The sequence below is a fragment of the Noviherbaspirillum sedimenti genome (assembly GCF_003590835.1).
GTDB lineage: Bacteria > Pseudomonadota > Gammaproteobacteria > Burkholderiales > Burkholderiaceae_D > Paucimonas > Paucimonas sedimenti.
In genome coordinates, this window is record NZ_QYUQ01000002.1 from 3556919 (window position 1) to 3581523 (window position 24605).

Annotated in this window: 18 protein-coding genes and 1 pseudogene; 10 read left to right on the forward strand and 9 right to left on the reverse strand. The window is 60.9% G+C overall.

The window, feature by feature from the left end; all coding sequences use genetic code 11:
* Nucleotides 1-12: 12 nt before the first annotated feature.
* From D3878_RS16565 to D3878_RS16585, 5 genes and pseudogenes are all read right to left on the reverse strand, one after another.
* Entirely contained in the window at nt 13-1317 is a 1305-nt protein-coding gene (locus tag D3878_RS16565) for an MFS transporter (protein WP_119787955.1), read from the reverse strand.
* 136 nt (nt 1318-1453) lie between these two features.
* The gene (locus tag D3878_RS16570; RefSeq protein WP_119786493.1) at nt 1454-2506 is read right to left on the reverse strand and encodes a beta-keto acid cleavage family enzyme; all 1053 of its coding nucleotides are present in this window, start codon (nt 2504-2506) and stop codon (nt 1454-1456) included.
* Between the two features lie 31 nt (nt 2507-2537).
* Nucleotides 2538-3385: pseudogene (locus D3878_RS16575) on the reverse strand (TauD/TfdA dioxygenase family protein).
* Nucleotides 3386-3413: 28 nt separating this feature from the next.
* On the reverse strand, nt 3414-4394 hold the full coding sequence (locus D3878_RS16580) for a quinone oxidoreductase family protein (protein ID WP_119786494.1): 981 nt from the start codon (nt 4392-4394) through the stop codon (nt 3414-3416).
* A gap of 60 nt (nt 4395-4454) precedes the next feature.
* Nucleotides 4455-5465 (reverse strand): universal stress protein, encoded by a 1011-nt coding sequence (locus D3878_RS16585; RefSeq protein WP_119786495.1) that lies wholly within the window; start codon nt 5463-5465, stop codon nt 4455-4457.
* A gap of 309 nt (nt 5466-5774) precedes the next feature.
* On the opposite strand from D3878_RS16585, the gene D3878_RS16590 reads away from it, so the two are divergent.
* The 3 genes from D3878_RS16590 to D3878_RS16600 all read left to right on the forward strand — a co-directional run bounded on the left by D3878_RS16590 (nt 5775) and on the right by D3878_RS16600 (nt 9788).
* On the forward strand, nt 5775-6461 hold the full coding sequence (locus tag D3878_RS16590; protein WP_119786496.1) for a DsbA family oxidoreductase: 687 nt from the start codon (nt 5775-5777) through the stop codon (nt 6459-6461).
* 7 nt (nt 6462-6468) lie between these two features.
* Entirely contained in the window at nt 6469-6789 is a 321-nt protein-coding gene (locus D3878_RS16595; protein WP_119786497.1) for a Rieske (2Fe-2S) protein, read from the forward strand.
* A 311-nt stretch (nt 6790-7100) separates the two neighbouring features.
* Nucleotides 7101-9788, forward strand: a complete 2688-nt coding sequence (locus tag D3878_RS16600; protein WP_119786498.1) for a winged helix-turn-helix domain-containing protein — start codon at nt 7101-7103, stop codon at nt 9786-9788.
* 40 nt (nt 9789-9828) lie between these two features.
* Here the strand turns inward: D3878_RS16600 and D3878_RS16605 are convergent, their stop codons facing one another.
* The 4 genes from D3878_RS16605 to D3878_RS16620 form a co-directional block, all read right to left on the reverse strand.
* Complete coding sequence (locus tag D3878_RS16605; protein WP_119786499.1) at nt 9829-10737, reverse strand: DMT family transporter; 909 nt, start codon at nt 10735-10737, stop codon at nt 9829-9831.
* Nucleotides 10738-10957: 220 nt separating this feature from the next.
* Entirely contained in the window at nt 10958-11782 is an 825-nt protein-coding gene (locus D3878_RS16610; protein WP_119786500.1) for an SDR family NAD(P)-dependent oxidoreductase, read from the reverse strand.
* A 53-nt stretch (nt 11783-11835) separates the two neighbouring features.
* The gene (locus D3878_RS16615) at nt 11836-13161 is read right to left on the reverse strand and encodes an MFS transporter (protein WP_119786501.1); all 1326 of its coding nucleotides are present in this window, start codon (nt 13159-13161) and stop codon (nt 11836-11838) included.
* Between the two features lie 91 nt (nt 13162-13252).
* A complete protein-coding gene (locus D3878_RS16620; RefSeq protein ID WP_233556364.1) occupies nt 13253-13651 on the reverse strand; it encodes a carboxymuconolactone decarboxylase family protein in 399 nt (132 codons plus the stop codon).
* A gap of 133 nt (nt 13652-13784) precedes the next feature.
* On the opposite strand from D3878_RS16620, the gene D3878_RS16625 reads away from it, so the two are divergent.
* From D3878_RS16625 to D3878_RS16655, 7 genes are all read left to right on the forward strand, one after another.
* The gene (locus D3878_RS16625; RefSeq protein ID WP_119786502.1) at nt 13785-14804 is read left to right on the forward strand and encodes an AraC family transcriptional regulator; all 1020 of its coding nucleotides are present in this window, start codon (nt 13785-13787) and stop codon (nt 14802-14804) included.
* Nucleotides 14805-15120: 316 nt separating this feature from the next.
* Complete coding sequence (locus D3878_RS16630; RefSeq protein ID WP_119786503.1) at nt 15121-16821, forward strand: DUF1302 domain-containing protein; 1701 nt, start codon at nt 15121-15123, stop codon at nt 16819-16821.
* 9 nt (nt 16822-16830) lie between these two features.
* A complete protein-coding gene (locus tag D3878_RS16635) occupies nt 16831-18177 on the forward strand; it encodes a DUF1329 domain-containing protein (protein ID WP_119786504.1) in 1347 nt (448 codons plus the stop codon).
* A 9-nt stretch (nt 18178-18186) separates the two neighbouring features.
* Nucleotides 18187-19266 carry a WD40/YVTN/BNR-like repeat-containing protein gene (locus tag D3878_RS16640; RefSeq protein WP_199688186.1) on the forward strand — a complete coding sequence of 360 codons (1080 nt, stop codon included), beginning with the start codon at nt 18187-18189 and terminating at the stop codon, nt 19264-19266.
* A 79-nt stretch (nt 19267-19345) separates the two neighbouring features.
* Nucleotides 19346-21793: an efflux RND transporter permease subunit gene (locus D3878_RS16645; RefSeq protein WP_119786505.1), complete on the forward strand. Its 2448-nt coding sequence runs from the start codon at nt 19346-19348 to the stop codon at nt 21791-21793.
* Between the two features lie 68 nt (nt 21794-21861).
* Nucleotides 21862-22866 carry a YeiH family protein gene (locus D3878_RS16650; RefSeq protein ID WP_119786506.1) on the forward strand — a complete coding sequence of 335 codons (1005 nt, stop codon included), beginning with the start codon at nt 21862-21864 and terminating at the stop codon, nt 22864-22866.
* A 52-nt stretch (nt 22867-22918) separates the two neighbouring features.
* Nucleotides 22919-24571 carry a 3-(methylthio)propionyl-CoA ligase gene (locus tag D3878_RS16655; protein WP_119786507.1) on the forward strand — a complete coding sequence of 551 codons (1653 nt, stop codon included), beginning with the start codon at nt 22919-22921 and terminating at the stop codon, nt 24569-24571.
* Nucleotides 24572-24605: the final 34 nt, after the last annotated feature.

A 24605-nucleotide genomic window follows, 5' to 3' on the forward strand; every position in this document is an offset into this window, starting at 1 on the left:
AAAAGGTGTCGCTCACGAGGCGAGAGCCTGAATGTGTTTCAAGTCACCGGCGTAATAGTGTTTGCCGATGAAAAACGCAGCCGCAGCCAGGAGGGCGATGACGGGAATGATCTGCAAGGCGCCGAGCAGGCCGATGCGATCGGCGATCACGCCGGTGACAAACGGGCCGGGCGCCAGGCCGAGCAGATTGTTGGCCAGGGTGAGCGTGGCAAAGGCGCTCGAATGGATCGCGGCGGGAGTGAGATTGGCCACCATGGCGCCGGCCGGGCCGGTGGTCCCCGCGACCAGGAACATGCCGGCGCCGATCAGCACCAGCTGCGGCATACCGGCGGGCAGTTGAAAGGCGATTAGCAGCAGGACGCTGGAGATAAGCGAATAAGCCATCGCGACCCACCACTTTCTGTTGGGTGCATTGCGGCTCAAGCGATCGGTGATCATGCCGCATACCACCATGCCGATGGCGCCGAAGAGAATGAAGATACCGGCCAGCGCGCCGGCTTTGTCCGTGGCGAGATGGTAATAGCGGTTCAGGTAACTCGGCATCCAGGCGATCATGGCTGCCATGAGGAAGAGTTGCAGGCCGCTGCCGATGTACGCCAGGCGAACGGCGTTCGAGCCAAACAGGGCTTCGATCAGACGCCGTGCGCCGGCACGGCTGACCTTGCCTTGCGCCGCCTTGGCGGCCCGAGCCGCAGGACAGGATCCCAGCTTTTTTTCAATGACGATGGCGCGATACAGGGCGACCAGCAGCAAACCGAAAATGGCCATGGCGCCGAACGACCAACGCCAGCCGAATTGGGTGGCTATGACGCCGCCCAAAGCCATGCCGAGAACGGAACCAAACGCACCCCCGGCCATGAAGGCGCCGCTGAGGGTCGAACGCATGTGGGGCGGGAAGATGCTCAGGATCAGCGCAATGCCGACGCTGCCGTAGGCGGCTTCGCCGACGCCGACGAAAAAGCGTGCCGCAAACATCTCGCCGTAGTTGGTCGCCAGCGCGCAGCCCAGGGTCGCCAGGCTCCACAGGGCGGCCATGAGGGTAATACTCTTGACGCGGCCCCAGCGGTCGGCAATCACCGACAGGGGAAAAGTCAGCAAGCCAACCAGCAGGGCGACGACGCCGCTTAAGGAACCCAGCTGCGTATCCGATAGGACCCATTCGGCCTTGAGGATGGGAAACACCGCATTGAGAACCTGGCGTGACATGTAGTCCGACAGCAGCAGGCCAAAGGTCAAGGCAAAGACCAGCCAGGCATAAGGGCGAGAAACCCGTGACGCGGCGGAAGTATCCACTGCAATGGTGTGAACGGCGTGCATGCCCAAAATCGTCTCCAGTAGTTTTTATCGTGGCAGCGTTATGAGAAAAATGCCGCCATCAAGTAAATTGCCGCCCGGGACAGAATGCATTGATGCATCTTGCCCCGAGCGGAAAGGTGGAACAGGCTCAGCGGTATTATCCGCGCTGCGGCAGGTTCTTTTGCCCCGGCTTGCGGTTCGGGGCCATGCCGTGGGCGGTCAGGGTTTCGTCGGCATTCTTGTACCAGGTGCCGATGCGGTAGATTTCACGCGCTTCCTTGCCGTTGGCGATCTCGCGGCCGAGTTCCTTGGCCACGCGCACCGTCTGCTTGATTTGGTCCACCGAACCAAAGCGCTTGCCGTGCTGATCGATGATGGTGTCTTCGTTGCCGCAGCGCGGATGCAGGCCCATGGCCAGGGCCATGGTATTGAACGGCAATACGTTCTTCAGCAGCGACTCGGCAGTCAACGTGCAGCCATCGGGCGCGCGGTGGATGAAGTTGAAGAAGTTGAACGGGTTGGGGCCGTCGAAACCGCCGCCGATGCCGATCCAGGTCAGGTTCAGCGGGCCGGTGTATGCGCCCTTGCGCACCATGCGTTCCAGGGTTTCCAGAGCGTGCATGCCGGTCAACTGGAAATGCGGCTGGATGCCGTTGGCTTGCAGGCGCTTGAGGTGTTCTTCCACCCAGGCCGGGCCGGCCGGCACGGTCATCTCGCGGTAGGCGGCGCCGATGGCCGGATGCCCCAGCGAAGTGCCCTCCAGGTATTCGGGGTAGAGCAGCTCCATAATGTTCATCTGGGTGGTGTTGATCGCCACCGTCACCTGATCCGGCTTGGGGTCGAGTTCGGCCAGCATGTGGCGGGTGTCGTCGGACAGCCACTTGGCGGCCTGTCCGTCGTCTTCCGGCGCGAAGGAAATCGAGCCGCCGACCTGGATGATCATGTCGGGCGCGACCTTGCGCACGCCGGCGATCAGTTCATTGAACTTGGACAGGCGCTTGGAGCCCTTGCCATCGAGTTCGCGCACGTGCAGGTGCAGCACGGTGGCGCCGGCTTCGTAGCACTCGGCTGCCTTGTCGATCTGTTCCTGCATGGTCACCGGAATGTCTTCCGGGAAGTCTGCAGGCATCCACTCGGGGCCGTACGGGGCCACGGTGATGACTACCTTGTCCATGTTCTCCGGGTGCAGCGAATCGTCTAGAAATTGCATGTTGTCCTCCTTGGGTGGTTTATGTTGTCATTTAAAATGGCTTGTCGCCAATGATGGCGGCGCGCTCCATCTTGCGATGGCAAGGCGGGTAATCCATCACCGCGTAGTGCTGCGTCGAGCGGTTGTCCCAGATCGCCATGCTGTTCGGTTTCCAGCGCCAGCGGACTTGAAATTCCGGGACGTAAGCCTGGCTGATCAGGTAGCGCAGCAGGTCCGAGGCGCCCGGATTGGCATCCTGGCCATAACGCACGTTTGCCGGCGTGTGGTAGTTGGTGATGTGCGTCGTGAAGGCATTGACGAACAAGATCTTGTCGCCGGTTTCCGGATGCGTACGCACCACCGGGTGTTCCGGATCGGGAAACTGGGATTTCAGGGCCAGGCGTTTTTCAATCGGCATGGCGGCGCCGAAGCTGGCTTCGATGCTGTGGCGGGCACGCAGGTTGGCGATCCTGGCCTTGATCTCTTCCGGCAGTTTTTCATAGGCCAGCGCCATGTTCGCCCACATGGTGTCGCCGCCGACCGGCGGGCACTCCACGCAGCGCAGCACGGCGCCCATGGGCGGGGCTTCGCGCCAGGTGGCATCGGTGTGCCAGGCATTCTCATAGCGATCCGCCGGTTGCTCGGGGATTTGTAGATGCGCACCAGCCCAGGATTTTCGGGATCGCTGCCGGCGACCGGATGGTCTTCCAGTTCGCCGAAGCGGCGGGCGAAGGCGGCATGCTCGGCGCGCGTAATGTTTTGGTCGCGCAGGAACAGGACTTTATGCCGCAACAGCTGTGCCCCGATTTCCGCGAACAGGCCATCGTCATGCACGGCGTCGGCCAGGTTGACGCCGACCAGTTCGGCGCCGAGGCTGCATGTCAGTTGTTCGATCTTCATTTGTAATGTCTCCTCTGGAATTATTTTCTTAGATGACGAAGATCGATGACCCGGTGGTCTTGCGCGCTTCCAGGTCGCGGTGCGCCTGGACCGCGTCTTCCAGCGCATAGCGCTGGTTGATCTCGATCTTGATGCGGCCGGCCGCGACATGGCCGAAGATTTCGCCGGCGAGCGCGGCTTTTTCCGCCGGATCGGCGATGTAGTCGGCCAGCGCCGGACGGGTCAGGTAGAGCGAACCCTTCATCGCCAGCAATTGCGGATCGAACGGCGGGATGGTGCCGGAGGCGGTGCCCACGCAGACCATCAGGCCGCGGCGCTTGAGCGAGTCGAGCGATGCCGTGAAGGTGCTCTTGCCGACGCTGTCAAATACGACATTGACGCCGACGCCATTAGTCAATTCGCGCGCGCGCTTGGCGACATCCTCATGGCTGTAGTTGATGACTTCATCGCAGCCGTGGGCGCGCGCAACGGCGGCCTTTTCTTCGGTGGAAACGGTGCCGATCACGCGCAGGCCGAGGATCTTGGCCCATTGCGAGACGATCAAGCCGACGCCGCCAGCGGCAGCATGCAGCAGTAGGGTGTCGCCCGGCTTGAAATCATAGATGCGCCGCATCAGGTAGGCCGAGGTCAGGCCGCGCATGGTCATGGCGGCGGCGGTTTCGCAGCTGATTGCGTCCGGCAGCTTGATCAGGGGCGCCGCCGCGATCAGGCGCACAGTGCTGTAGGCGCCCAGGGTATTCAAAAACCCGGTATAGGTCACGCGGTCTCCGACGGCGACGTTGCTCACGCCCGGACCGACGGCTTCGACCACGCCGGCGGCTTCGACGCCCATGCCGGCCGGCAGCGGAATCGGGTAGGTGCCGTTGCGGAAGTAGGTATCGGCGAAATTGAGGCCGACAGCGACATGGCGCAGGCGGACCTGGCCCTCGCCGGGCTCGCCGACCTGGATGTCTTCGTAACGCAGAACCTCAGGGGCGCCGGCTTCATAGAAGCGAACTGCTTTTTCCAAAATATTCTCCTCGAATCTCGAAATGGGTGGTTTATAGGGATGGGTGCGACATTGCCTCGATCAAGCTGCAAGATCCGCGATCCGCGCATACAAACGCTGGAATTCCGCGTCCATATCGTTGCCGAAGTGCGGACCCTTGTTTTCTGCAAACGCGCTATGGATCACGGCCCAGTCTTCGTCGGTCAGGTAGCGCAGCGCTGCCGGCAGGATGACGCCTTCCTCGCGCCCCAAGTGTTCCCAGGTGAGTTTCGCGTAAGCCGCGACCGCGGCTTCCACTTCGCCGGCGGTGGCGCTGCCGGCGGCATACCTGTCCACCAGGCTGGACAGCTCCGCGACCAGCCGTCCGTCCCGCTCATGCTGGCGTTCAAGCTCGTCCAGTTCGGCATTCAGCGCCGATGTGCGCTCACGCAGCTTGCCGAACAGGTATTGCTGTTCCTTCGGATGGTGCAGCGTCAATGGAAAGGTCCGGATGTAATGCAGCATGGCTTGCATCTGTGCCGCATCCGGCGTCATGCCCGACGTCTGGGGGGAGGCCAGCATGAACAGCCAGGCATGCAGGACAGCGGCGAGCGAACGATGCTCGTCCTGCAAGATGCCAATCGCCTGCGTTGCGGCCGCTGAGCCAGCCGTGGCCGTAACCAGGACCGGGATCTTGGTACCGGCCAGAACTTGCAAGGTTTGCGACCCGGGCATCTCGCCGATGGCGCTGCGGCGCCCGTGCGATGCCATGAATATCAGGTCGCATGCCTTTTCCCGGGCAGTCGCGAGAATGGCGCTAAAGGGCGTGTCGCCGATGGCCGTCACGGAGGAGCAGGGTATGCCTTGCGCCCGCGCCGCGGATTCCGCCTTGGCCAGCAATTCCTTTGCCCAGCCTTCGGCCTTGTAGGCGGAATCTTTTGAAGATATAGGGGCGGACAGTTCTGACTTGCCCTGGGGCGAGGATGCATGGCTGGCTTGCGCATGAAGAAAAGTGATGCGCGCGCCGATTGCTCGAGCGAATTCGACCGCCTGGCCTGTGGTGACAGTCGACAGGTCAGTATTATCAACAGGAACGAGCAAGTGACGATACATGCAAACTCCTACATTGACCGGGCGACTGTTGTCATATTTTTACTTCCAACTTTATTTGCCAATCGGGCTTGGCGGTGCCAGCCTGCAGGCAGAGGTGTCTTCAATAGCATGCAGGGCATGATCCGGCTTTCTGGCATCGAAATTAGTGTTGAGGAAATGCTAGTGCATGGCACGGCGCAGCCCCCCCTCTAGACAGGGGGGGGGCTACCTGAGGCCTGAACTTGGGCAAGTCTCGCGCGATTTCACGTCTGCCGGCCCCCTCTTGACGGGGGGGAGGCGGCCATGTTGCTTCAACTACCATGTCCGCCCATGAACTCTTTTCCTCGCAGCCCGGCATCCGAAGGCGTCGCCCCTTCGCTCGTGATCGAGTATTTCTTCGACCTCGTCTGTCCCTGGTGCCTGATCGGCAAACGTCACTTGCGCGCCGCCATAAGCCAGTTGGCGGCGCTGCGACCGGATGCGCGGGTGAGCGTGCGGTGGCGCTCGCATCAGTTGCTGCCTGATATACCTCCCGGGGGCGTACCTTATCAATCATTTTATATTGCACGGCTAGGCAGCGCCGAAGCGGTGGCACAGCGTCGTGCGCAGGTCCAGCAGGCTGGCAATCCCGCCTGCATCCAGTTCGCCTTCGAGCGCATCGGCGTGATGCCGAACACGGCGGCGGCACATGATTTGAGCGCCTGGGCGGCCGCGAATGGCACGGAAGCACAGCAGTCGGCATTGATCGAGAGCCTGTTTGTAGCGTATTTCATGGAGGGCGAGGACATCGGCGACCCTTCCGTACTGCAACGGCGCGCGTTGGCGTGCGGGCTGGAGGCCGAGGGCTTGCGGCAGCATCTGGCGAAAACAGCCGGACAAACCGGAATCATGCGCGCGCCGCAGGCCGATTACATCAGCGGCGTGCCATTCTTTGTATTGAACGGCAAGTATGCGATCTCCGGCGCCCATCCGCCCGAAACCCTCGTGCAAGCCATGTTGCAGTCAATCCAAGAGTGAGGGAACCATGTCACGTCAAATTCCAGTCGGAACTGTCGGCGAACTCGCGCCGGGCCAGCGCAAGCTGGTCTTTATCGAGGGCCGCAGCCTCGTCCTGTTTAACATCGGCGGGGCAATCCGCGCGATTGACAATTCCTGCCCGCATAACGGCGCTTCGCTTGCGAGCGGCAAGCTTGACGGCAACATGCTAAGTTGCCCGGCCCATGGCTTGCGCTTCGATCTGACAACCGGCTGCACGCCGGGAGCCAATCCGCTTTGCCTCACCAGCTTCCCGCTCCGGGAAGCGGATGGCAAGCTGCTTATAGAACTTGATAGGCCGGCGAAGTAGGCGGCGAGTCCTGTCAATACTGTCCCAAATCGTTAATAAATTGTCCCGAAAAGGCAAGCGTGCGCCATAGGCGCCGCCTACAATGCTCTTTTTTGCGGCGCAGCGCGGCGCACTGCGCATACCGAAGGAAGAGGCGGGATGCCTCTACAGGAATAAAGGCAAGAATACTTAGATTGCATTTATTTTCTTACCGACCGAAAATGGAAGTCAGGGGGGAACTGATGTGACGCCGGGCAGAAAGCGGAGAAAGAAAGCGAGCCCGCACCTTTTCGTCGAAATTCGGTAGAACGTTCCTCTCGGGGATCAAGCTGATGACTTCCACAACAAGCAATAATGCATTCAAATACGCCGAGCTTTTCCTCAGCACGACGCCGCCGCGCGCGTCGCGGCATCAGCTTGCCCGTCCGCGCCTGAGTCTGAAAGACGAGCGGTTTCGCGACCACCTGATCATCGTCGTGCAAGCCCCGCCGGGTTTCGGCAAGACTTCGCTGATCGGCCAGTGGCGGCGCGAGTACCTGGCGCATGGCGCTGCGGTGGCGTGGGTCATTGCCGACGGCAGCGACGATCCGCATCGATTCCTGCATTGCCTCGTGCTTGCCGTGCGAGCCGGTTGTGGCCGGCCGGCGTTTGGCCGGCATCTTCTGGAAGGCTCGGGTACCAAGCTCGGCGAGCTGGAAGGGATGACGGCATGGCTGACCGAGGTGAGCCAAAGTTCGCTTGACCTGGTTCTGATCGTGGACGAGGCCGATCGCTTGTCCTCGGCCAATCTTTCCGCGTTGAACTACCTATTGCATAACGCTACGCCCAATCTGCGCATCGTTGTCGGCGCGCGCAGCGGCATCGACGCGGCAGTCGGAGATCTGATGAACTACGGGCAGTGCCTGCTGCTCGGACCTGAAGACCTGCGTTTCCGCATGGATGAAACCATGGCCCTCGTGCGCAATCGTTTCGGCTCCAAGATCGATGCCGACACGGCCGCGCGCCTGCATGAAGTTACGGATGGCTGGCCTCTCGGATTGCAAATCGTGATGTCGGCAATGGAACGGACAAACGACGCACGCGCGGCCATTGCATCGGTAACGTCGGGCATCGGCGGTAAGGACGACAACTTTGTCGGGGGATTGCTTTCGAACCTGGCACGCGAGGATGCGGATTTTCTGGTGCAAATTTCCGTGGTCGACGTCATTCACCCGGAATTGTGCCGGTCGCTGACGGGGCTTGATGACGCGCCGCAAGTGCTGGCGCGCCTCGTTCGCGATACGCCGGTATTCGTTGCCGGCGACGACAGCGAGTGGGTGCGGCTGCACAATCTGGCTCGCGATGCGCTGCGCTCGCGTCTGGCGACAATGCCGGAAGCACAACGCATTGAACTCCACGTGCGCGCCTTCCGCTGGCTGGCTGCAAACGGCATGATCCAGGAAGCCGCCCGTCACGCGCATTCCGCGGGACAGCACGAGATTGCCTATGACCTGGCCGAGCAATGCCTGTTCGAAGCCATGACCACCCAGGGACACCAGGACACGGTGCTTGGCTGGCTTGAACTGCTGCCGGAAACCGAGCTGAACAAGCGTCCCCGCTTGCGCCTGGCGGCTGCCTGGGCGCTTGCCCTGAGCGAACGCCCCGCGGAAGCGGAAAGCCTGGTGCAGGGCCTGCTGGCGAATTCCGATGCGGACGCCGCCTTGCGGTATGAGTGCGCCCTGATCGTCAGCGGCGCGGCTTTCTACGCCGATGACCCGGACCGATGCATGGCGCTGTTAGAGCCCTGGATGGCGTCGCCGCCGCTGCGCGATCCGCGCCTGCTGCAGATGCATGCCAATCGTCTGGCGGTCCTGGCGATCCTTGCCGGCGATCCGGCGAAGGGGCGCCGGCATATCCAGATGGCGGCGGGCGCCGAATCCGGGCAAGTCTATCGCTATGGCGCCCGCTGGGGCTGCTTCATTGTTGGCTTCAGCTATCTCTGGGAAGGGCAGGTCCTGCTGGCCGAAGACGTTTTGCGCCCGGCGCTGGAGAGCGCGGATACCAACCTCGGCCGCCGCCATCCGCTATGCTGCATGATTGCCTCTTTGCTGGCCGCTGCCCTATACGAGCAGGATCGCCTGGACGAGGCGTCCGGACTGCTGGCCAACCGCCTCGACGTCCTGGAGCGCGCCGGCACACCCGAGACCATCATGCTGGGTTACCGGACGGTGTCGCGCATCGCCGCTGTCAAGGGCATCGAGCATCGCGCTCTCGACCTGCTCGAAGTGTTGAATGCGGTCGGCGTCGCGCGCGATTTGCCGCGGCTGTGCGTGACGAGCCTTGTCGAACAGATCAGGCTGCACGCCGCGCGCTTTCGTTCCGAAACTTGCCGGGCGCTGGTCCAGCGTATCGATGACATCGTCACGGACAATCTGTCATTGCATGGCCCGTTGTGGCAAAACGGGATACAGTTCATCCAATCCCTGGCTCACGCCTACACTGCCATCGCGGCACAGGACTGGCAACGCGCTTTTGACGCTCTCAGGCAGACCGGCCAGCTGGCTGAAACGCTGAAATTGGGGCGCTGGCGCATTGAAATCATGGCGCTGCGGGCATTCGTCATGGATCGCAAAGGCGAGAAAGCGCGGCCGCTGCTGCTGGAGGCGATGAACCTTGCGCAGGCCTTCGGCTTGTCGCGGGTATTTTTCGATGCCCACCCTGGGCTCGGCGACTGGATGCAGCGTGTTGCCGAAGATGAAGGGGCGGGAACCAGAATACCGCGCATCGTCCGCCCGCCGCTGGAGCGTCCTTTGTCGGCGCCGCGCGCGGTGCCAAGCATGATGCTGACGCCGAAGGAGCGCGAGGTTCTGGAGAATCTGGCGCGGAATCTCTCCAACAAGGAGATTGCCCAGGCCATGCAGGTGGGCGAGGAAACCGTCAAATGGCATCTGAAAAACCTGTTCTACAAACTCGATGCCGGCACCCGCAAGCATGCGGTGCGGCGCGCCCAGCTTCTCGGGTTGCTGGAGGGGCTGGAGTAGCGCTGCAGGCTATCGCCCCGTTGTGCGGGGCGGTTCACGTCTAGGCCTTTATTTCTGCTTCCACTACAGAAACGACCCGTTGAGGACGCGGCGCCGTCAGTACCAGTCCCATTGCCGCCAGCACCACCATGGCGCCGATCAGCGTCGCCGCGCCTACCGCTTCGCGCAGAAAGAGAATGCCCCACAGCATGCTGAAAAGGGGAAGCAGGAAGGTTGCCGACATCGCGCGTGTCGGACCGATTTTCAATATCAGCGAGATGAACATCGCTTGCGCCAGGCCGGTAGACACCAGCGCGACCGCGACCGTGCACGTCCAGGCAACTGAAGAGGGCATTGCCGCAGGCAGCGAAAACGGCAGCGCCGGCAGCATTGCCGCGCTACCCAATGCCAGCGAACCCGCAGCCATCACGATCGGATGAATGCCGCCGCCGTTGCCGGTTTTTTTCACGATGATGCTTGCCAGCGCAACTGCCATGGCGCCAAGCAGGCAGACCGCGACCGCCATCAGTATCGCGGCGTTCAGGAGCAGGCTGCCGGCGCCGACCAGGATCGCGACGCCGGCGATGCCAAGCAGCAAGCCGAGCAGCATGCGCATGGTGAGTCGTTCCGCCAGGAAGACTACGGAGAGCAAGGCGCCGAACAGCGGCACGGTGGAATTGAGCACCGCGGAATGCGCCGCAGGGATATGCAGCGCGGCAAAGGAGAAGGTGACGAACGGGACCACGTTGCCGAAAAAGCCAATGATCGCGAAATGCCTGAAATTGCGCCGCCATTGCATGGGCAGGCCAGCAAGGGTGGTGAACGTAACAAGCGCGACGCTGGCAAGCGAAGCGCGCAGGATGGAAGTCAACCACATTCCCATCTCGGGCACCGCAACGCGCAAGAAGATAAATGCACTCCCCCAGATCGCGGAAACAAAGACAAGCTTGGCAAGATCGGCTAATGACATGAATATAGAGAGGAAAGTGACGGAAATGGGATGGGGCAGCACTGATGCTATTGCGTCATTGCAAGACTGTCCTCTGCAAGGACTAGTCGTTACCCACAAGGAGACCTTGCCTGGAAGCCCCTCATCTTGATGGGGAGGGGATGACAGCGCATGCGCATGGTTGCGGGTAAGTCCCGGCGGCGCGCGAGGGCGATGAAGCGATGCCCGGGACGCAGCTGGACTAAACGACCGCGCCTCCCGATGCGTTGATGATCGATCCAACCAGGTAGCACTCTTCCGAGGCAAGATAGACAGCAAGCGCGCCATATTCTTCCGGTTTGCCGAGACGTCCGAGCGGCACGAGCTGCCACATGGTATTTCTCTCCTCCGGCGACAACTGGTCGATGTAGCGTTCAAACGCCGGCGTCTGCACGCCGCCCGGGCAGATGCAGTTGACCAGCACATTGGCGCCGCAAACCTCGTAGCCGACCGAACGGGTGAAGGCAACGACCGCACCCTTGGCTGCTGAGTAGTGCGGACTGTGCGCGCTGGCGGCGGAAATGCCGGCGACGCTGCCGATGTTGATGATGCGCCCATAGCGCTGCGCTTCCATGCGTTGCAGTGCCGCGCGCGTACAGAAGAACACGCCGTCAACATTGACGCTCCAGAACCGATGCCATTCCGTATCGCTCATGTCCTTGGTAATGCCCAGCGACTGCCGCGGGATCGGCCGCGTCGCCAGGCCGTAGTGGCGCTTGCGGCGCTCCTCGTCGTGCGGCTTCTCCGGGACCAGGGCGGCATTGTTGACGAGGATGTGCGTCGTGCCGAAGTACGCGTCGATGCGCGCAAACATCGCATCGACGTCTGCGCTGTCGCTGACGTCACAGCGCAGCGACAGGCATTCGGCGCCGAGTTCCTGGATCTCGGCTTTGACCGGCGCCAGCGCTGCTTCGTTGATGTCGCACGCCACGATGCGAGCGCCTTCGCGCGCAAAGCTCAGCGCGATGCCCCGGCCGAGGCCGCCGGCTGCGCCTGTCACAACGGCGACTTTGCCTTTTAGTTTCATGATGTCTCCTTGATTAATCGTTATGGAATGTCGGATAAGGATGTGATGAGGGATCACGCGGCTTTTGACAAGTCAGCGACCTCGCCGGTCCGGGCTGCCCCGGCAATGCGGCGCGCGTCGGCGTCGTAATAACGACGTGCGTACGCAAAGCACAGTGCGGCAATCAGGCTGGCAAGCGGAATAATTTCCAGCGCTACTTGCAGGTTCGCGCGGTCGGCGATGAGTCCGGTGACGAAGGGGCCGGGCGCAAGGCCAAGAATATTGTTGGCAATCGTGCCGGTGGCCAGGACAGTCGCATGGATGCGCGGGTCGCTGACGCCGGTGGCAACCGCACCTACCGGTCCGATAGGTGCGCCCGCCAATACCATCGCCATGGCGATCAGGGAAAATTGCGCCGTTCCCGGCGGCAGGATAAAGGCCGAAACCATCAGCGCGCAGGCGCCGAAGGCATACGAGGCCATCACTAGCAGGACGTTCTTTCTTTCGCGCTTTACCAGACGATCAACAACGATGCCGCCAAGCACCATGCCGACGCCCGCCATCAAGACCAGCACGCTGGCCTTGATGCCGGCTTCGTTTGGCGTCATGCCGTAGTAGCGATTCAGGTAGCTGGGCATCCATGCCATGACCGCTCCCAACGTAAACATCTGGAAACCCGAGCCGAGATAGCTGAAGACGGCGGTGCGCGCAGCGAACAATTCCCTGAATACCGTTTTCAAGGGCATCCGGGAATCCGCCTGGGCGCCGGGGCTCGAAGGCGCTGCCGCCTTGGCCGGTTCCCGCACGACCATGGGGAAGATGATTGCAAGCACCAGCCCGCCTGCGCCGACGATGATGAAAGCCATGCGCCATCCGAGATGCGCGGCGATCGCGCCGCCGAGGACGACGCCTAGCACCGAACCGAACAGTGCGGCTGCGAGAAACGCTCCCATCACGGTCGCATGCAGGCGCTGCGGGAAGACGCTCAGAAGAATGGCGCCGCCGGCGCTGCTATATCCCGCTTCTCCCAAGCCGACCAGCATCCGCGCGAGAAAGAGCGACATAAAGCTTCCCGCCAGGCCGCAGGCGACAGTCGCCAGCCCCCAGAGCAGCGCCATGGCGGTGACGCTGCGTACGCGTCCCCAGCGGTCCGCCGCCAGCGAAATGGGAAAGGTCAGTATGCCGACGGTGAGCGCCACGACGCTGACCAGCGACCCGAGTTGCGTATCCGACAGCGCCCACTCGGCCTTGAGAAAGGGGAAAAGTACGTTGATCACCTGCCGCGACAGGTAGTCTGAAAGCATCAAGCAAAAGATCAGCGCGAATACGATCCAGGCGTAGGTGCGCGATACCGCCGGATGATGGGCGGTGGTGGTGGCGCCTCCAAAGTGCATGCCCATGGTTTATGTCCTTTTTTGTTTGGTGTTGCTAGAGGGGGGCGTCCGGCTCTTGCCGTGCGCAACAGGCGCGCAGGGCTTGTCGTGCATCGCGTCAGAACGAGCCTTTCACAGGGCCATCCTTGGTCAGGCTTTCCGCTTCTTCGACCAGGATCGGCACGCCCATGGCGACCGAGTGGATGCCGACTACCGAGACCATTTGCAGCAAGGCCAGGATCTGTTCCTTGCTGGCGCCCAGTTCCAGCGCCTTGCGGATATGACGGCGCACGCCTGGTGCATACATATGAGTGCAGGAAGCATCGACCGCGATGGCAATGAATTCCAGGGTGAGCGGATCGAACAGCCCCTTGCGCACGGCATGCGCGTTCATCTGCATGAATTTTTCGAGCCAGGCTTCGTCGAGCTCGGCGAGCGTGTTCCAAGCGGGATTCCAGTTGCCGATGCTGCGCATGTGGTCGCAGATCGGGGTGGCAGTATCTTTAGCAGTATCCATATCTCCTCCAGTATCGGGACTGGTTGTTCATTTATTCATGAGCGCGGTATGAAAGCCGCGCAATAAAGTATCGAAGATTTTTTATCGCCATGATTTACAATTCGGGACAGGTAATTTACCGATTGGGACAATCATGCCGATGCTGATTCGCAGCGCTTCCTTGAACAACTATGTCGACGTGGCGCGCGCGCTTGGGATCGATCCATTCGCGCAATTGAAAGCGGCGCGAATTGCGGCGACTTGCCTGAATAATCCCGATATCAAGATTTCCCTTGCTGCGGTTGGACGGCTGCTGGAGAGCTCGGCCCATGCGGCAGGCGTCGAGGATTTCGGCTTGCGGATGGCGGAAAACCGGTATTTGTCGAATCTTGGGCCGATCGCTCTGGCGGCGCGCGAAGAGCCGACGATCCGCAAGGCGCTGGAAGCGATGCAACGCTATCTGCCCTTGCATAACGATGGCATGAGCATGCTGATTGAGGATATCGGCGGCCTGGCTGTGCTGCGCGCGGAGTATATGGCCGCGGGCGGGGCGCCGCTGCGGCAGGCAATCGAACTGGCAAACGGCGTGTTGTTTCGCTATCTGCGTGGCTTTCTCGGAAATGCCTGGGCGCCCCGCATGGTGTGCTTCCGCCACGCCGCTCCAAAGGACATGACGACGCATCGGCGGCTGTTCGGCCGGCGCCTGGAATTTTCCCGCGAGTTTGACGGCATCGTGTGCAATGCCGCCGACCTCGAAGCTTCGATGCCGAATTCTGATCCGGTCGCGGCGCGCTACGTTCACCAGTATCTGCAAACCCTCAATGCGCAGCAGAGCGCGACGGTGCAGGGCAAGGTACGGGAACTTATCTGGGTGCTGCTGCCCAGCGGACGCTGCTCGGTCGAACAGGTGGCCAAACATCTCGGCGTCGACAGACGCACCATTCACCGGCACCTGGTCCAGCAAGGCGAGACATTTTCGACGCAATTGGAACAGGTGCGCCGCGAACTCGCCGCCCGCTATATTGCTGACCGCAACCGGCCGTTGAGCGAAGTTGCGGGCCTGCTCGGGTTTTCCGCGCCATCGGCGTTCTCGCGTTGGTTTGCCCAGCATTTTGGCTGCAGCGCAACTGCCTGGCGTGCAAGCGGCCATAAAAATGTGCCGGATGCCTTGTAGATAGAAGATTCCGAACAGGTTCTGCGCGTCATAGGTTGCAGCGCGCCTTGCATCTTTGCCATACGTCTTGAACCTTTGTCATCCCGAACGCAGCGAAAGGCGCGCCCGGGATGAAAATAAATTGCTCTTTTTTACGCAGCCGCGCTGGGCGCTGCCAGTCGCCTCTCCCCTGCCTCCCCCCACCCCCCCGTCGCTGGGGGGCATGGGTTTGACTCCTGTCTTGATAATTGCCCCAAGCTCATTCCGGGTTGGCGTTGGCGTACCCGGAATAGCCGCTTTGCAGACCAATTTAAACAAGATGAAGGGGCGAGACAAAATGAATAAAAGGAGACACTCGATTGGCGCGATGCGTTTGCAGCCGCTTGCCATGGCGGTCAGCATGGCATTCCTCGCGGCAGGCAACGCCGCGGCCTTCGAGATTGAAACAGGCAATCCGGACGTTTCCGTCCGCTGGGACAACACCGTTCGCTACAACGTCGCTACGCGCGTTGGGGAACGAGACAGCAGAATCGCCAATAACCAATTGTTCGACGAGGGTGACTTCAGCTTCGACAAGGGCGATCTGGTGGCCAACCGCCTCGATTTGCTGACCGAACTCGACGTTGTCTACAAGAAGAATTTTGGTTTTCGGGTGAGCGCTGCAGGCTGGGCCGACGCCGCCTATGGCTCTGCCAGCAAGGCCAATCCTGCGCTGCCGGCTATCACGAACAGCTACGTCAATCGGCAATTCAGCAACTACACCAAGCGCTTTTACCACGGCCCGTCCGGCGAGATTCTTGACGCCTTCCTGTTTGCCGGCATCGATGCCGGCGAAGTCCCTGTGAAAATGAAACTGGGCAGGCACACGGTGTTCTGGGGTGAGTCACTGTTCCTGGGGGGCGCGCTGCACAGCGTTTCCTATGCGCAGAACCCGCTGGATCTGCAAAAGGGTTCCGCGACGCCAGGCGTGGAGGCAAAAGAGCTGTTCCGTCCGCTCAACCAGCTCTCCGCCCAGGCGCAATTGACCAACGACTTGTCGGTATCTGGCCAGTACTTCTTGGAATGGGACGCTTACCGTTACCCGGAAGGTGGCACCTACCTCGGTCCGGCTGACTTTGGATTCAACGGTCCGGACCGCGTCTTTGCCGGGCCGCCGCTGAACGTCGTCACTCGCGCCAATGCGCTCGAGCCGAAGAATAGCGGCGAATTCGGCCTCAGCGCCCGCTGGTCGCCCGAGGCGCTTGACGGCACGGTCGGTTTTTATTATCGCCAATTTGCCGACAAGCTTCCGCAGCCACTCATTACCCAGATTGCACCCACGCCGCAATACAGGCTCATCTATGCCGACAAAGTCGATCTGTTCGGCGTCAGCCTGGCCAAGAACATCGGCGGCGTAAGTGTCGGTTCCGAGCTTTCCTATCGCCGCAATACACCGCTGTCGCCGCGACTCCTGGGCCCGGCGCCCGGCATTCCGGCACAGGGCGAAACCAACGGTCCGCGTGGCGATACCTTCCACGGCCTCATCAATGCCCTGGGCACAATTGGCAGGACACCGCTGTTCGACGCCGCCAGCTGGTCCGGCGAGTTGACCTGGGCTCATTGGGACAAGGTGCGTACCGGCGCATCGCTGTTCAATGCCGAAGGCTTTTTCTGCACGGTCAACGTCCCCGGCGTTGGTGCGCGCCCGGGCGACAGGAGAGACGGTTGCGCGACGAAGAACTTCTTCGGCATGGCACTGGCCTTTACGCCGACCTGGTATCAGGTCATACCCGGCGTAGACCTGTCGGCGCCGATGGCCTATTCGCGCGGCTTGAAGGGCAACGCGCCGACAATCTTCGGTGGTAACGAAGACAACGGCAACTTCAGCCTCGGCCTTGGCGCCGATATCCATCAGAAGTATCGCGTTGATCTGAAATACGTCGGCTATTTCGGTCGTCTCAACACCTATGGCACCAACACCGTGGTCAGCCAAAACGGCTTTTCGAGCGTGTTGCAGGATCGCGACTTTGTCAGTCTGACACTTAAAACTACATTCTAGGAGACATAGATGCAATTCAAGAAAACCATCCTGCTTGCCGCGCTTGCGTCAAGCGCGGCAAGCATCGCTTTCGCGGGCGTTTCCGCCGACGAAGCGAAGAAGCTGGGCACAAGCCTGACGGCCGTCGGCGCCGACAAGGCGGCGAGTGCGGACGGCGCGATCCCGGCCTACACCGGCGGTCTGACCACGCCGCCGGCGGGCTTCAAGGCCGGCGACGCGATACGTCCGGACCCGTTTGCCAGCGAAAAGCCCGTGTTCGCCATCGATGCGAAAAATGCGGACAAGTACGCAGACAAACTCTCGGAGGGCGCCAAGGCCCTGTTGAAGAAGAATGCGGACTATCGCATCGATGTGTACAAGACCCACCGCACCGTCGCGTTCCCCAAGTTCGTCGAGGAAAGCACGCTCAAGTGCGCAGTGAGCGCCAAGACCACTAACGGTGGACGTTCCATGGAAGGATGCCACGCCGGCTTCCCGTTCCCAATCCCGAAAACCGGGTACGAGGCGATGTGGAATCACCTGTTGCGCTTCAACTTCCCATCGACCGTTAAGTACCGCAACTGGAATGTGGACGCGTCGGGCCGGGCCACCGTCTCCACCGAAGGCAACATTGTCCAGGAATTCCCGTACTGGGATAAGGACAAGGCGGAATCGGGCATCTATTATCGCCAGCGCATCAGCTACACCGGTCCCGCACGCCGTGCCGGCGAGGCGATGATGATCATCGATCCGCTCGACTATGCAGAAAAAGATCGCCGCGCATGGCTGTACCTGCCGGGTCAGCGCCGCGTGAAGGTGGCGCCGGATCTCGGACACGACACGCCGAATCCGGGTACCGCGGGTGCGAGCACGTTCGACAACACCTTCCTGTTCAACGGCTCGATGGATCGTTTCGACTTCAAGTTGGTCGGGAAGAAAGACATGATCGTGCCGTACAACGCCTACAAGATGGCTTATGGATCCAAGGCAGAAGATCTGTTCAAGGCGAAATTCCTTAACCCGGATATCGTCCGCTGGGAGCAGCATCGCGTCTGGGTGGTCGAGGCGACGCTGCGCGAAGGCAAGCGTCACATTTACGCCAAGCGCACGTTCTACCTGGATGAAGACTCCTGGGCAGTTGTTGCGTCGGACGAGTACGATGCGCGCGGCCAGCTCTATCGCGCCGGCTTTGCGTACATCACGCCGTCCTATGAAGTGCCGGCTCCGACCCCCGAGCTGCATGGCGTCTACGACCTGGTTGCTGGCGTCTATTCGCTGATCGCTTATACCGCGGAGACTGGTGGCATCCGCCCGGGCAAGGCGTTGGCCGAGCGCGAGTGGTCGCCCGACTCCCTGGCCGGCAGCGGTATCCGTTAATTGCAAGTCATGCGCAATCAACTGATGGCGGCAAAGCTGGCCGCCCTGGCCCTCGCGCTTCCCCTGGCTGCTTCGGCAGCCACTTTCCAGGACGTGCTCGACACGCCCGCGAAAGAGAGCGCCCTGGCCGCGAGATCCCTGCTCAACGGCGTCGTCGGCGCGGGCAAGCGTGTTGTCGCCGTTGGCCAGCGGGGCCATATCGTGTACTCGGACGACCAGGGCAAGTCGTGGCGCCAGGCCAGCGTGCCGGTCAGTTCGGACCTGCTGGCGGTGACGTTTTCGTCACCGCAAAAAGGCTGGGCTGTCGGCCATGACGGCGTGGTGCTGCATACCGCCGATGGCGGCGCAAACTGGGTCAAGCAACTGGACGGCAGCAGCGCCGCCAAGGTTCTGGAGTCGTTCTATGCAAAGCAGGCTGCGACGGGCGAACTGGGTTCGTCCGAGCAGTCGGCGGCGCTGGTCGAAGAAGTCGCACGCCTTGCCAGGCAGGGCGCAGAGACGCCCTTCCTCGACGTCTGGTTTGCCGATGACAACACCGGCTTCATCGTTGGCGCCTTCAACCTGATCTTCCGTACCGGCGACGGCGGAAAGACCTGGGAGCCTTGGTTCCATCGCACCGAGAATCCGACCCGCATGCACCTGTACGCAATCCGCCAGGTCGGCGGCGCACTGTACATCAGCGGCGAGCAGGGGCTCGTGCTCAAGCTCGATGAGGCGGGCAAACGCTTCGCGGCAATGGATACCGGCTATCGTGGGACCTATTTCGGCGTCAATGGCAACAAAGATGCCGTGGTGGTGTTCGGCCTGCGCGGCAATGCCTATCGCAGCATCGATGGCGGCAGGCAGTGGGCGAAGATTGAAACCGGCTTGCAGGACGGGATTACAGGCGCCACGACCTGCGGCGCCAACCGCCTGGTCCTGATCAGCCAGTCGGGCCGCATGCTGGCGAGCGACGATGCGGGTGAGCGTTTCCGTCCGGTCAAGCTGGCTCAGCCCGGCCCCGCTTCGGCTATCGCCTGCGTTTCGGGCGATGTTGTTGTCATCGCCGGACCACGCGGTGTTCACGCACACGCATTCGACATCAAGTAAAGCAATACTCATCACGGCGGCGCACGCACCACGTGTGCCGGCGTTCGCATAAGAAAACGTCTCAGGAGATGTGAACGAAATGGCTGTTTCTACAGATTTGATGGATAGGATGCCGGTCGTACGGTCGCTTGAGGATTTCGATCCGAAATCCGGCAACGCACTGGAACGGCTGATTTTCAACCATCGCCTGAGCGTCATGATCGCCTGTGCGGTGATCACGCTGCTGCTCGCGGCGGGAGCGGCGATGAAGCTGACACTCAATGCCAGCTTCGAAAAAATGATTCCGCAGAGCCAGCCATACATCAAGAATTATCTCGACAACAAGGAGGAATTGCGCGGCCTGGGCAATACGCTGCGCATCGTTGTCGAAAATACCAATGGCGACATCTTCGATCCCAATTATCAGGAAGCCCTGCGCAAGATCAATGACGAGCTTTTCCTCACCCCGGGCGTCGACCGCGCGTGGGTGAAGTCCCTGTGGACGCCGGGTGTTCGCTGGAACGAAGTCACCGAGGAAGGCCTGCGCGGCGGCCCGGTGATGCCGGACTCCTATGATGGTTCGCCAAAAGCCACGGAACAGCTGCGCTTGAATATCGCGCGCGCCGGTATTGTCGGGCGCATGGTCGGTAATGACTTCAAGTCAAGCATGATCATCGTGCCCCTGATGGAAAAAGATCCGGCCACCGGAAAGGCGATCGATTACCGTTCGCTGTCGCGCGTACTTGAAGACAATATTCGAGCCAGGTTCGAGCGCGACTCCGGCGGCAACGTGCGCATCCACATCATCGGTTTCGCCAAGCTGGTGGGCGACCTGATCGACGGCTTGAGCCAGGTGATGAGTTTCTTCGCCGCCGCAGCGCTGATCGCGATCGCCATCATCTATCTGTATACGCGCTGCGTGCGCAGCACCGCGCTAGTAATTGCCTGTTCGGTGATTGCGGTAGCATGGCAGCTCGGCCTGGTCGCCTTGCTCGGTTTCGAACTTGATCCCTTCTCGATTCTTGTGCCTTTCCTCATTTTCGCCATCGGCGTTTCGCACGGTGCGCAGAAGATGAACGGCATCATGCAGGACATCGGCCGCGGCACGCACCGCCTGGTGGCGGCGCGCTATACATTCCGCCGCCTGTTCCTGGCAGGGATGACGGCGCTGCTGGCCGATGCGGTCGGATTCGCCGTGCTGATGGTGATCGATATTCCGGTGATTCAGGACCTGGCGCTAACCGCGAGTATCGGCGTAGCCGTCCTGATATTCACCAACCTGATCCTCTTGCCGGTACTGCTATCCTACACTGGCGTGAGCGCTGCTGCAGCTGAACGGAGTCTTCGCGCCGAACAGGAAGAGGCAAGCGGCAAGGGCTTCGCCGCAGCCTGGAATGCGCTCGACCGCTTTACCGAGCGACGCTGGGCGCTGGGGGCAGTCGCTGTTGCGCTTGTTTTAGGCATTGGCGGCTTTTTGGTCAGCCTGCACTTGAAGATCGGCGACCTCGAGGCAGGCGCCCCCGAATTGCGTGCCGATTCGCGCTATAACCGCGACAACGCCTACATCGGCGCAAACTATTCGCTTTCCAGCGACCAGTTTGCAGTCATCGTGAAAACGCCGCCCGAGGGCTGCCTCAATTACCAGACCCTGGTTGAGGCCGACCGTCTCGCGTGGAACCTGCAGCAAGTGCCGGGTGTGCAAACCACGGCCTTCCTCGGCAACGCGGTTCGGCAGATTACCGCTGGCTCCAATGAGGGCAGTCCGAAATGGTTGACGCTGGCGCGCAACCAGGATGTATTGAATTACGGCGCACAGCAGGCTTCGGTCAACAGCCCGGACCTGTTCAACAATGATTGTTCGGTGATGCCGGTGATCGCCTACTTGACCGACCATCGCGCCGAGACTCTCGACCGCGTCGTCGCCGAGGCCAGCCGTTTCGCCGACCGGCATTCCCAGCCCGACCGCCAGTTTCTGTTGGCTGCGGGCAACGCCGGCATTGAGGCAGCCACCAATATCGTCGTGCGCGAAGCCAACCGCACCATGCTGCTGTACGTCTACGGCGCGGTGATCTTGCTTTGTCTCATCACTTTCCGCAGCTGGCGTGCCACGATCGTGGCCGTGGTGCCGCTGGTCTTGACCTCGATTCTGTGTGAAGCGCTGATGGTGGTGCTGGGCATCGGCGTGAAAGTGGCGACGCTGCCGGTGATTGCGCTGGGTGTCGGCATCGGCGTCGACTATGCGCTCTACCTGCTTTCCATCCAGCTGGCGCAGCAGCGCGCCGGCGAATCGCTGGCGGTGGCGTACAAGCGCTCGATCCAGTTCACCGGCAAAGTGGTGGCGCTGGTCGGCATCACCTTGGCGGCAGGCGTGGTGACCTGGGTCTGGTCGCCTATCAAGTTCCAGGCCGACATGGGCATCCTACTAACCTTCATGTTTGTTTTGAACATGATCGGTGCGCTGATCCTGATTCCGGCTTTGTCGCACTTCCTCCTGAATAAATCATCGAAGGAAGTACCTGTGCAGGCGCCGCTACAGCAGGCTGCCTGATTATCGAATTGCGAGGCCCTCTGCTGCTCATAAGGCAGGAGGGGACCCGCGCAAGTGAAAGAAATCCTATGCGTCAGCATATTGCTTTGTCTTGCCAATCAATGCCGGTGCTGTGGCCGGGCATTCTCACTGCCATCACAATCGCGCTGGCGGCTACTTTCATCGCCGAGCATCAGGGCGGCCCGCAACTGCTGTATGCACTATTCTTCGGCATGGCTTTCAATTTCGCCGCCAATGGCGAAAAGATCAAGCCCGGCATCGACTTCGCTTCACGCCAGATCCTGCGCTTCGGCGTAGCCTTGCTGGGCGCGCGCATCACGCTCGAGCAAATTGCCACGCTCGGTGGCGGCTCGGTCTTGCTGGTGATCGCCGGCGTGGTACTGACGATCCTGTTCGGCATATTGCTCGGACGCGTGTTGAAGCGTCCGCTCGTGGAAGGCATCGTCGCAGGCGGCGCGGTGGCAATTTGCGGCGCGTCCGCCGCGCTGGCAATCTCGGCGGTATTGCCACGCAACGAGGAAAACCAGCGTTTCACCTTGTTTACCGTGGTGGGTGTGACGACGCTCTCTACCATCGCCATGATCGCCTATCCCGCGGTGGCACGCTTTCTGGGATTGGATGCCAATGCATCCGCCGTTTTTCTCGGCGGCACCATTCACGACGTAGCGCAAGTGGTGGCAGCGGGTTACCTGATTTCTCCCGAGGTCGGCGATGCCGCCACCTTCGTCAAGCTGCTGCGGGTCGGCATGCTGTTGCCGGTGGTCGCCTGTATTGCCCTGTTGTTTCGCAAGCAGGGTGGCGGCCAAGGCGACAAGCCGCCGGTCTTGCCGATGTTTCTGGTCGGCTTTGCCGTCCTCATGCTGGTCAACAGTGCCGGCTGGATTCCGCACCAGGTCAGCGCAGGTTTTTCCAACTTGTCGCGTTGGTGTCTGGTGGTGGCAATTTCCGCGCTGGGCGTCAAGACATCCTTTCAACAACTGGCCAAGCTGGGCTGGCGCCCAGTAGCGATGCTGGTGATCAATACCGTGTTTCTGGCAGTGCTGATTCTCTGTGGGCTGATGCTGTTGCGTTAATGCCCTCCTGGTCGTCGTAAAAAACTTTTAATTATTAGTGAGGAGATACTCCATGTCGCAATATCCAAAGAGCCCCATGATGGGCCAAATGATGAGCCAGCCTTTGCTCATTTCCACCATTATTCAATTCGCGGATCGCAATTTCGCCGATACGGAAATCGTCTCGCGCCGCGCCGAGGGCGATATTCATCGTTACACTTATCGCGACTGCCACAAGCGCGCGCGCCAGATGGCCAATGCGCTCTCGAACCTTGGCGTGAAAATGGGCGACCGCGTCGCGACTCTGGCCTGGAACGGCTATCGCCACCTGGAACTTTATTATGCGATTTCCGGTTCCGGCGCCGTCATGCACACCATCAATCCGCGTCTGCATCCGGACCAGATCGCCTATATCGTCAATCATGCGGAAGACCAATACCTGTTTTTTGACATCACCTTTTTGCCGCTGGTCGAGGGGTTCGCCGCGCAGTGCAAGGCGACTAAAGGTTTTGTCATGATGTGCGGCCGCGACCGCATGCCGGCCGAGAGCAAGATTCCCAATCTGATGTGCTACGAAGACTTGGTAGAGCAAAGCTCGGATCAGTATGAATGGCCGCTGTTCGACGAAAACTCCGCTTCCAGCCTGTGCTATACGTCCGGCACGACCGGCAATCCGAAAGGCGTGCTGTACTCGCACCGTTCGACCTTGCTGCATTCCTTTAGCGCGCTCATGCCCGACGCGATCACCTTTTCGTCGCGCGATGTGGTCGTGCCGGTAGTGCCGATGTTCCACGTCAATGCCTGGGGCTTGCCATACTCGGCACCCATGACTGGCGCCAAGCTGGTTTTTCCGGGACCGGCTCTTGACGGCAAGTCGCTGTATGAATTGTTCGAACAGGAGCAGGTGACGTATGCGGCCGGCGTGCCGACGATCTGGCTCGGTTTGCTCAACCATGTCGGCCAGAACAACCTGAAATTCTCCAGCTTCAAGCGCACCATCATCGGCGGTTCCACTTGCCCGCCGGCGATGATGAAAACCTTCCAGCAACAGTACAACGTGGAAGTCGTGCATGGCTGGGGTATGACGGAACTGTCGCCGCTGGGTGCGGCATGCACGCTGCAACGCAAGCACCTGAACTTGCCGGAAGAGCAGAAGCAGGCAATTCTGGAAAGGCAGGGGCGCGCGATATTTGGCATCGACATGAAGATTGTCGACGACGCCGGCCTCGAATTGCCGTGGGATGGCAAAACCTTCGGCAATCTCCTGGTCAAGGGGTCGTGGGTCGTTTCCAGCTATTTCAGGAGCGACAGCGGCGATGTGCTGCAGGATGGCTGGTTCCCGACCGGCGACGTGGCCACCATCACGGCGGATGGCTACATGCAGATCACTGACCGCAGCAAGGATGTGATCAAGTCCGGCGGCGAGTGGATCGGCTCGATCGACCTGGAAAATATCGCGATGGCGCATCCGGCGGTGCAGCAGGTGGCGTGTATCGGCGTATCCCATCCGAAGTGGGACGAACGTCCGCTGCTGGTGGTAGTGAAGAAGCCCGGTGCAGACGTCAGCAAGGAAGAACTGATCAAGTTCTATGATGGTAAAATCGCCAAATGGTGGACGCCGGACGATGTCACTTTCGTTGAAGCGCTGCCAATCGGCGCCACCGGGAAAATCCTGAAGAACAAGATTCGTGAGCAATTCCACGACTACAAGCTGCCGACTGCATGATTCAGGCTAAACCCGTGTAACGGCCGCCGCAAGC

What these genes read in the sequence shown, in the direction of transcription:
- D3878_RS16565 (WP_119787955.1), bottom strand. Translation starts at nt 1,317, where the DNA reads ATGCACGCCGTTCACACCATTGCAGTGGATACTTCCGCCGCGTCACGG.
- D3878_RS16570 (WP_119786493.1), bottom strand. Translation starts at nt 2,506, where the DNA reads ATGCAATTTCTAGACGATTCGCTGCACCCGGAGAACATGGACAAGGTA.
- D3878_RS16585 (WP_119786495.1), bottom strand. Translation starts at nt 5,465, where the DNA reads ATGTATCGTCACTTGCTCGTTCCTGTTGATAATACTGACCTGTCGACT.
- D3878_RS16590 (WP_119786496.1), top strand. Translation starts at nt 5,775, where the DNA reads ATGAACTCTTTTCCTCGCAGCCCGGCATCCGAAGGCGTCGCCCCTTCG.
- D3878_RS16595 (WP_119786497.1), top strand. Translation starts at nt 6,469, where the DNA reads ATGTCACGTCAAATTCCAGTCGGAACTGTCGGCGAACTCGCGCCGGGC.
- D3878_RS16600 (WP_119786498.1), top strand. Translation starts at nt 7,101, where the DNA reads ATGACTTCCACAACAAGCAATAATGCATTCAAATACGCCGAGCTTTTC.
- D3878_RS16605 (WP_119786499.1), bottom strand. Translation starts at nt 10,737, where the DNA reads ATGTCATTAGCCGATCTTGCCAAGCTTGTCTTTGTTTCCGCGATCTGG.
- D3878_RS16610 (WP_119786500.1), bottom strand. Translation starts at nt 11,782, where the DNA reads ATGAAACTAAAAGGCAAAGTCGCCGTTGTGACAGGCGCAGCCGGCGGC.
- D3878_RS16615 (WP_119786501.1), bottom strand. Translation starts at nt 13,161, where the DNA reads ATGGGCATGCACTTTGGAGGCGCCACCACCACCGCCCATCATCCGGCG.
- D3878_RS16620 (WP_233556364.1), bottom strand. Translation starts at nt 13,651, where the DNA reads ATGGATACTGCTAAAGATACTGCCACCCCGATCTGCGACCACATGCGC.
- D3878_RS16625 (WP_119786502.1), top strand. Translation starts at nt 13,785, where the DNA reads ATGCCGATGCTGATTCGCAGCGCTTCCTTGAACAACTATGTCGACGTG.
- D3878_RS16630 (WP_119786503.1), top strand. Translation starts at nt 15,121, where the DNA reads ATGAATAAAAGGAGACACTCGATTGGCGCGATGCGTTTGCAGCCGCTT.
- D3878_RS16635 (WP_119786504.1), top strand. Translation starts at nt 16,831, where the DNA reads ATGCAATTCAAGAAAACCATCCTGCTTGCCGCGCTTGCGTCAAGCGCG.
- D3878_RS16640 (WP_199688186.1), top strand. Translation starts at nt 18,187, where the DNA reads ATGCGCAATCAACTGATGGCGGCAAAGCTGGCCGCCCTGGCCCTCGCG.
- D3878_RS16645 (WP_119786505.1), top strand. Translation starts at nt 19,346, where the DNA reads ATGGCTGTTTCTACAGATTTGATGGATAGGATGCCGGTCGTACGGTCG.
- D3878_RS16650 (WP_119786506.1), top strand. Translation starts at nt 21,862, where the DNA reads ATGCGTCAGCATATTGCTTTGTCTTGCCAATCAATGCCGGTGCTGTGG.
- D3878_RS16655 (WP_119786507.1), top strand. Translation starts at nt 22,919, where the DNA reads ATGTCGCAATATCCAAAGAGCCCCATGATGGGCCAAATGATGAGCCAG.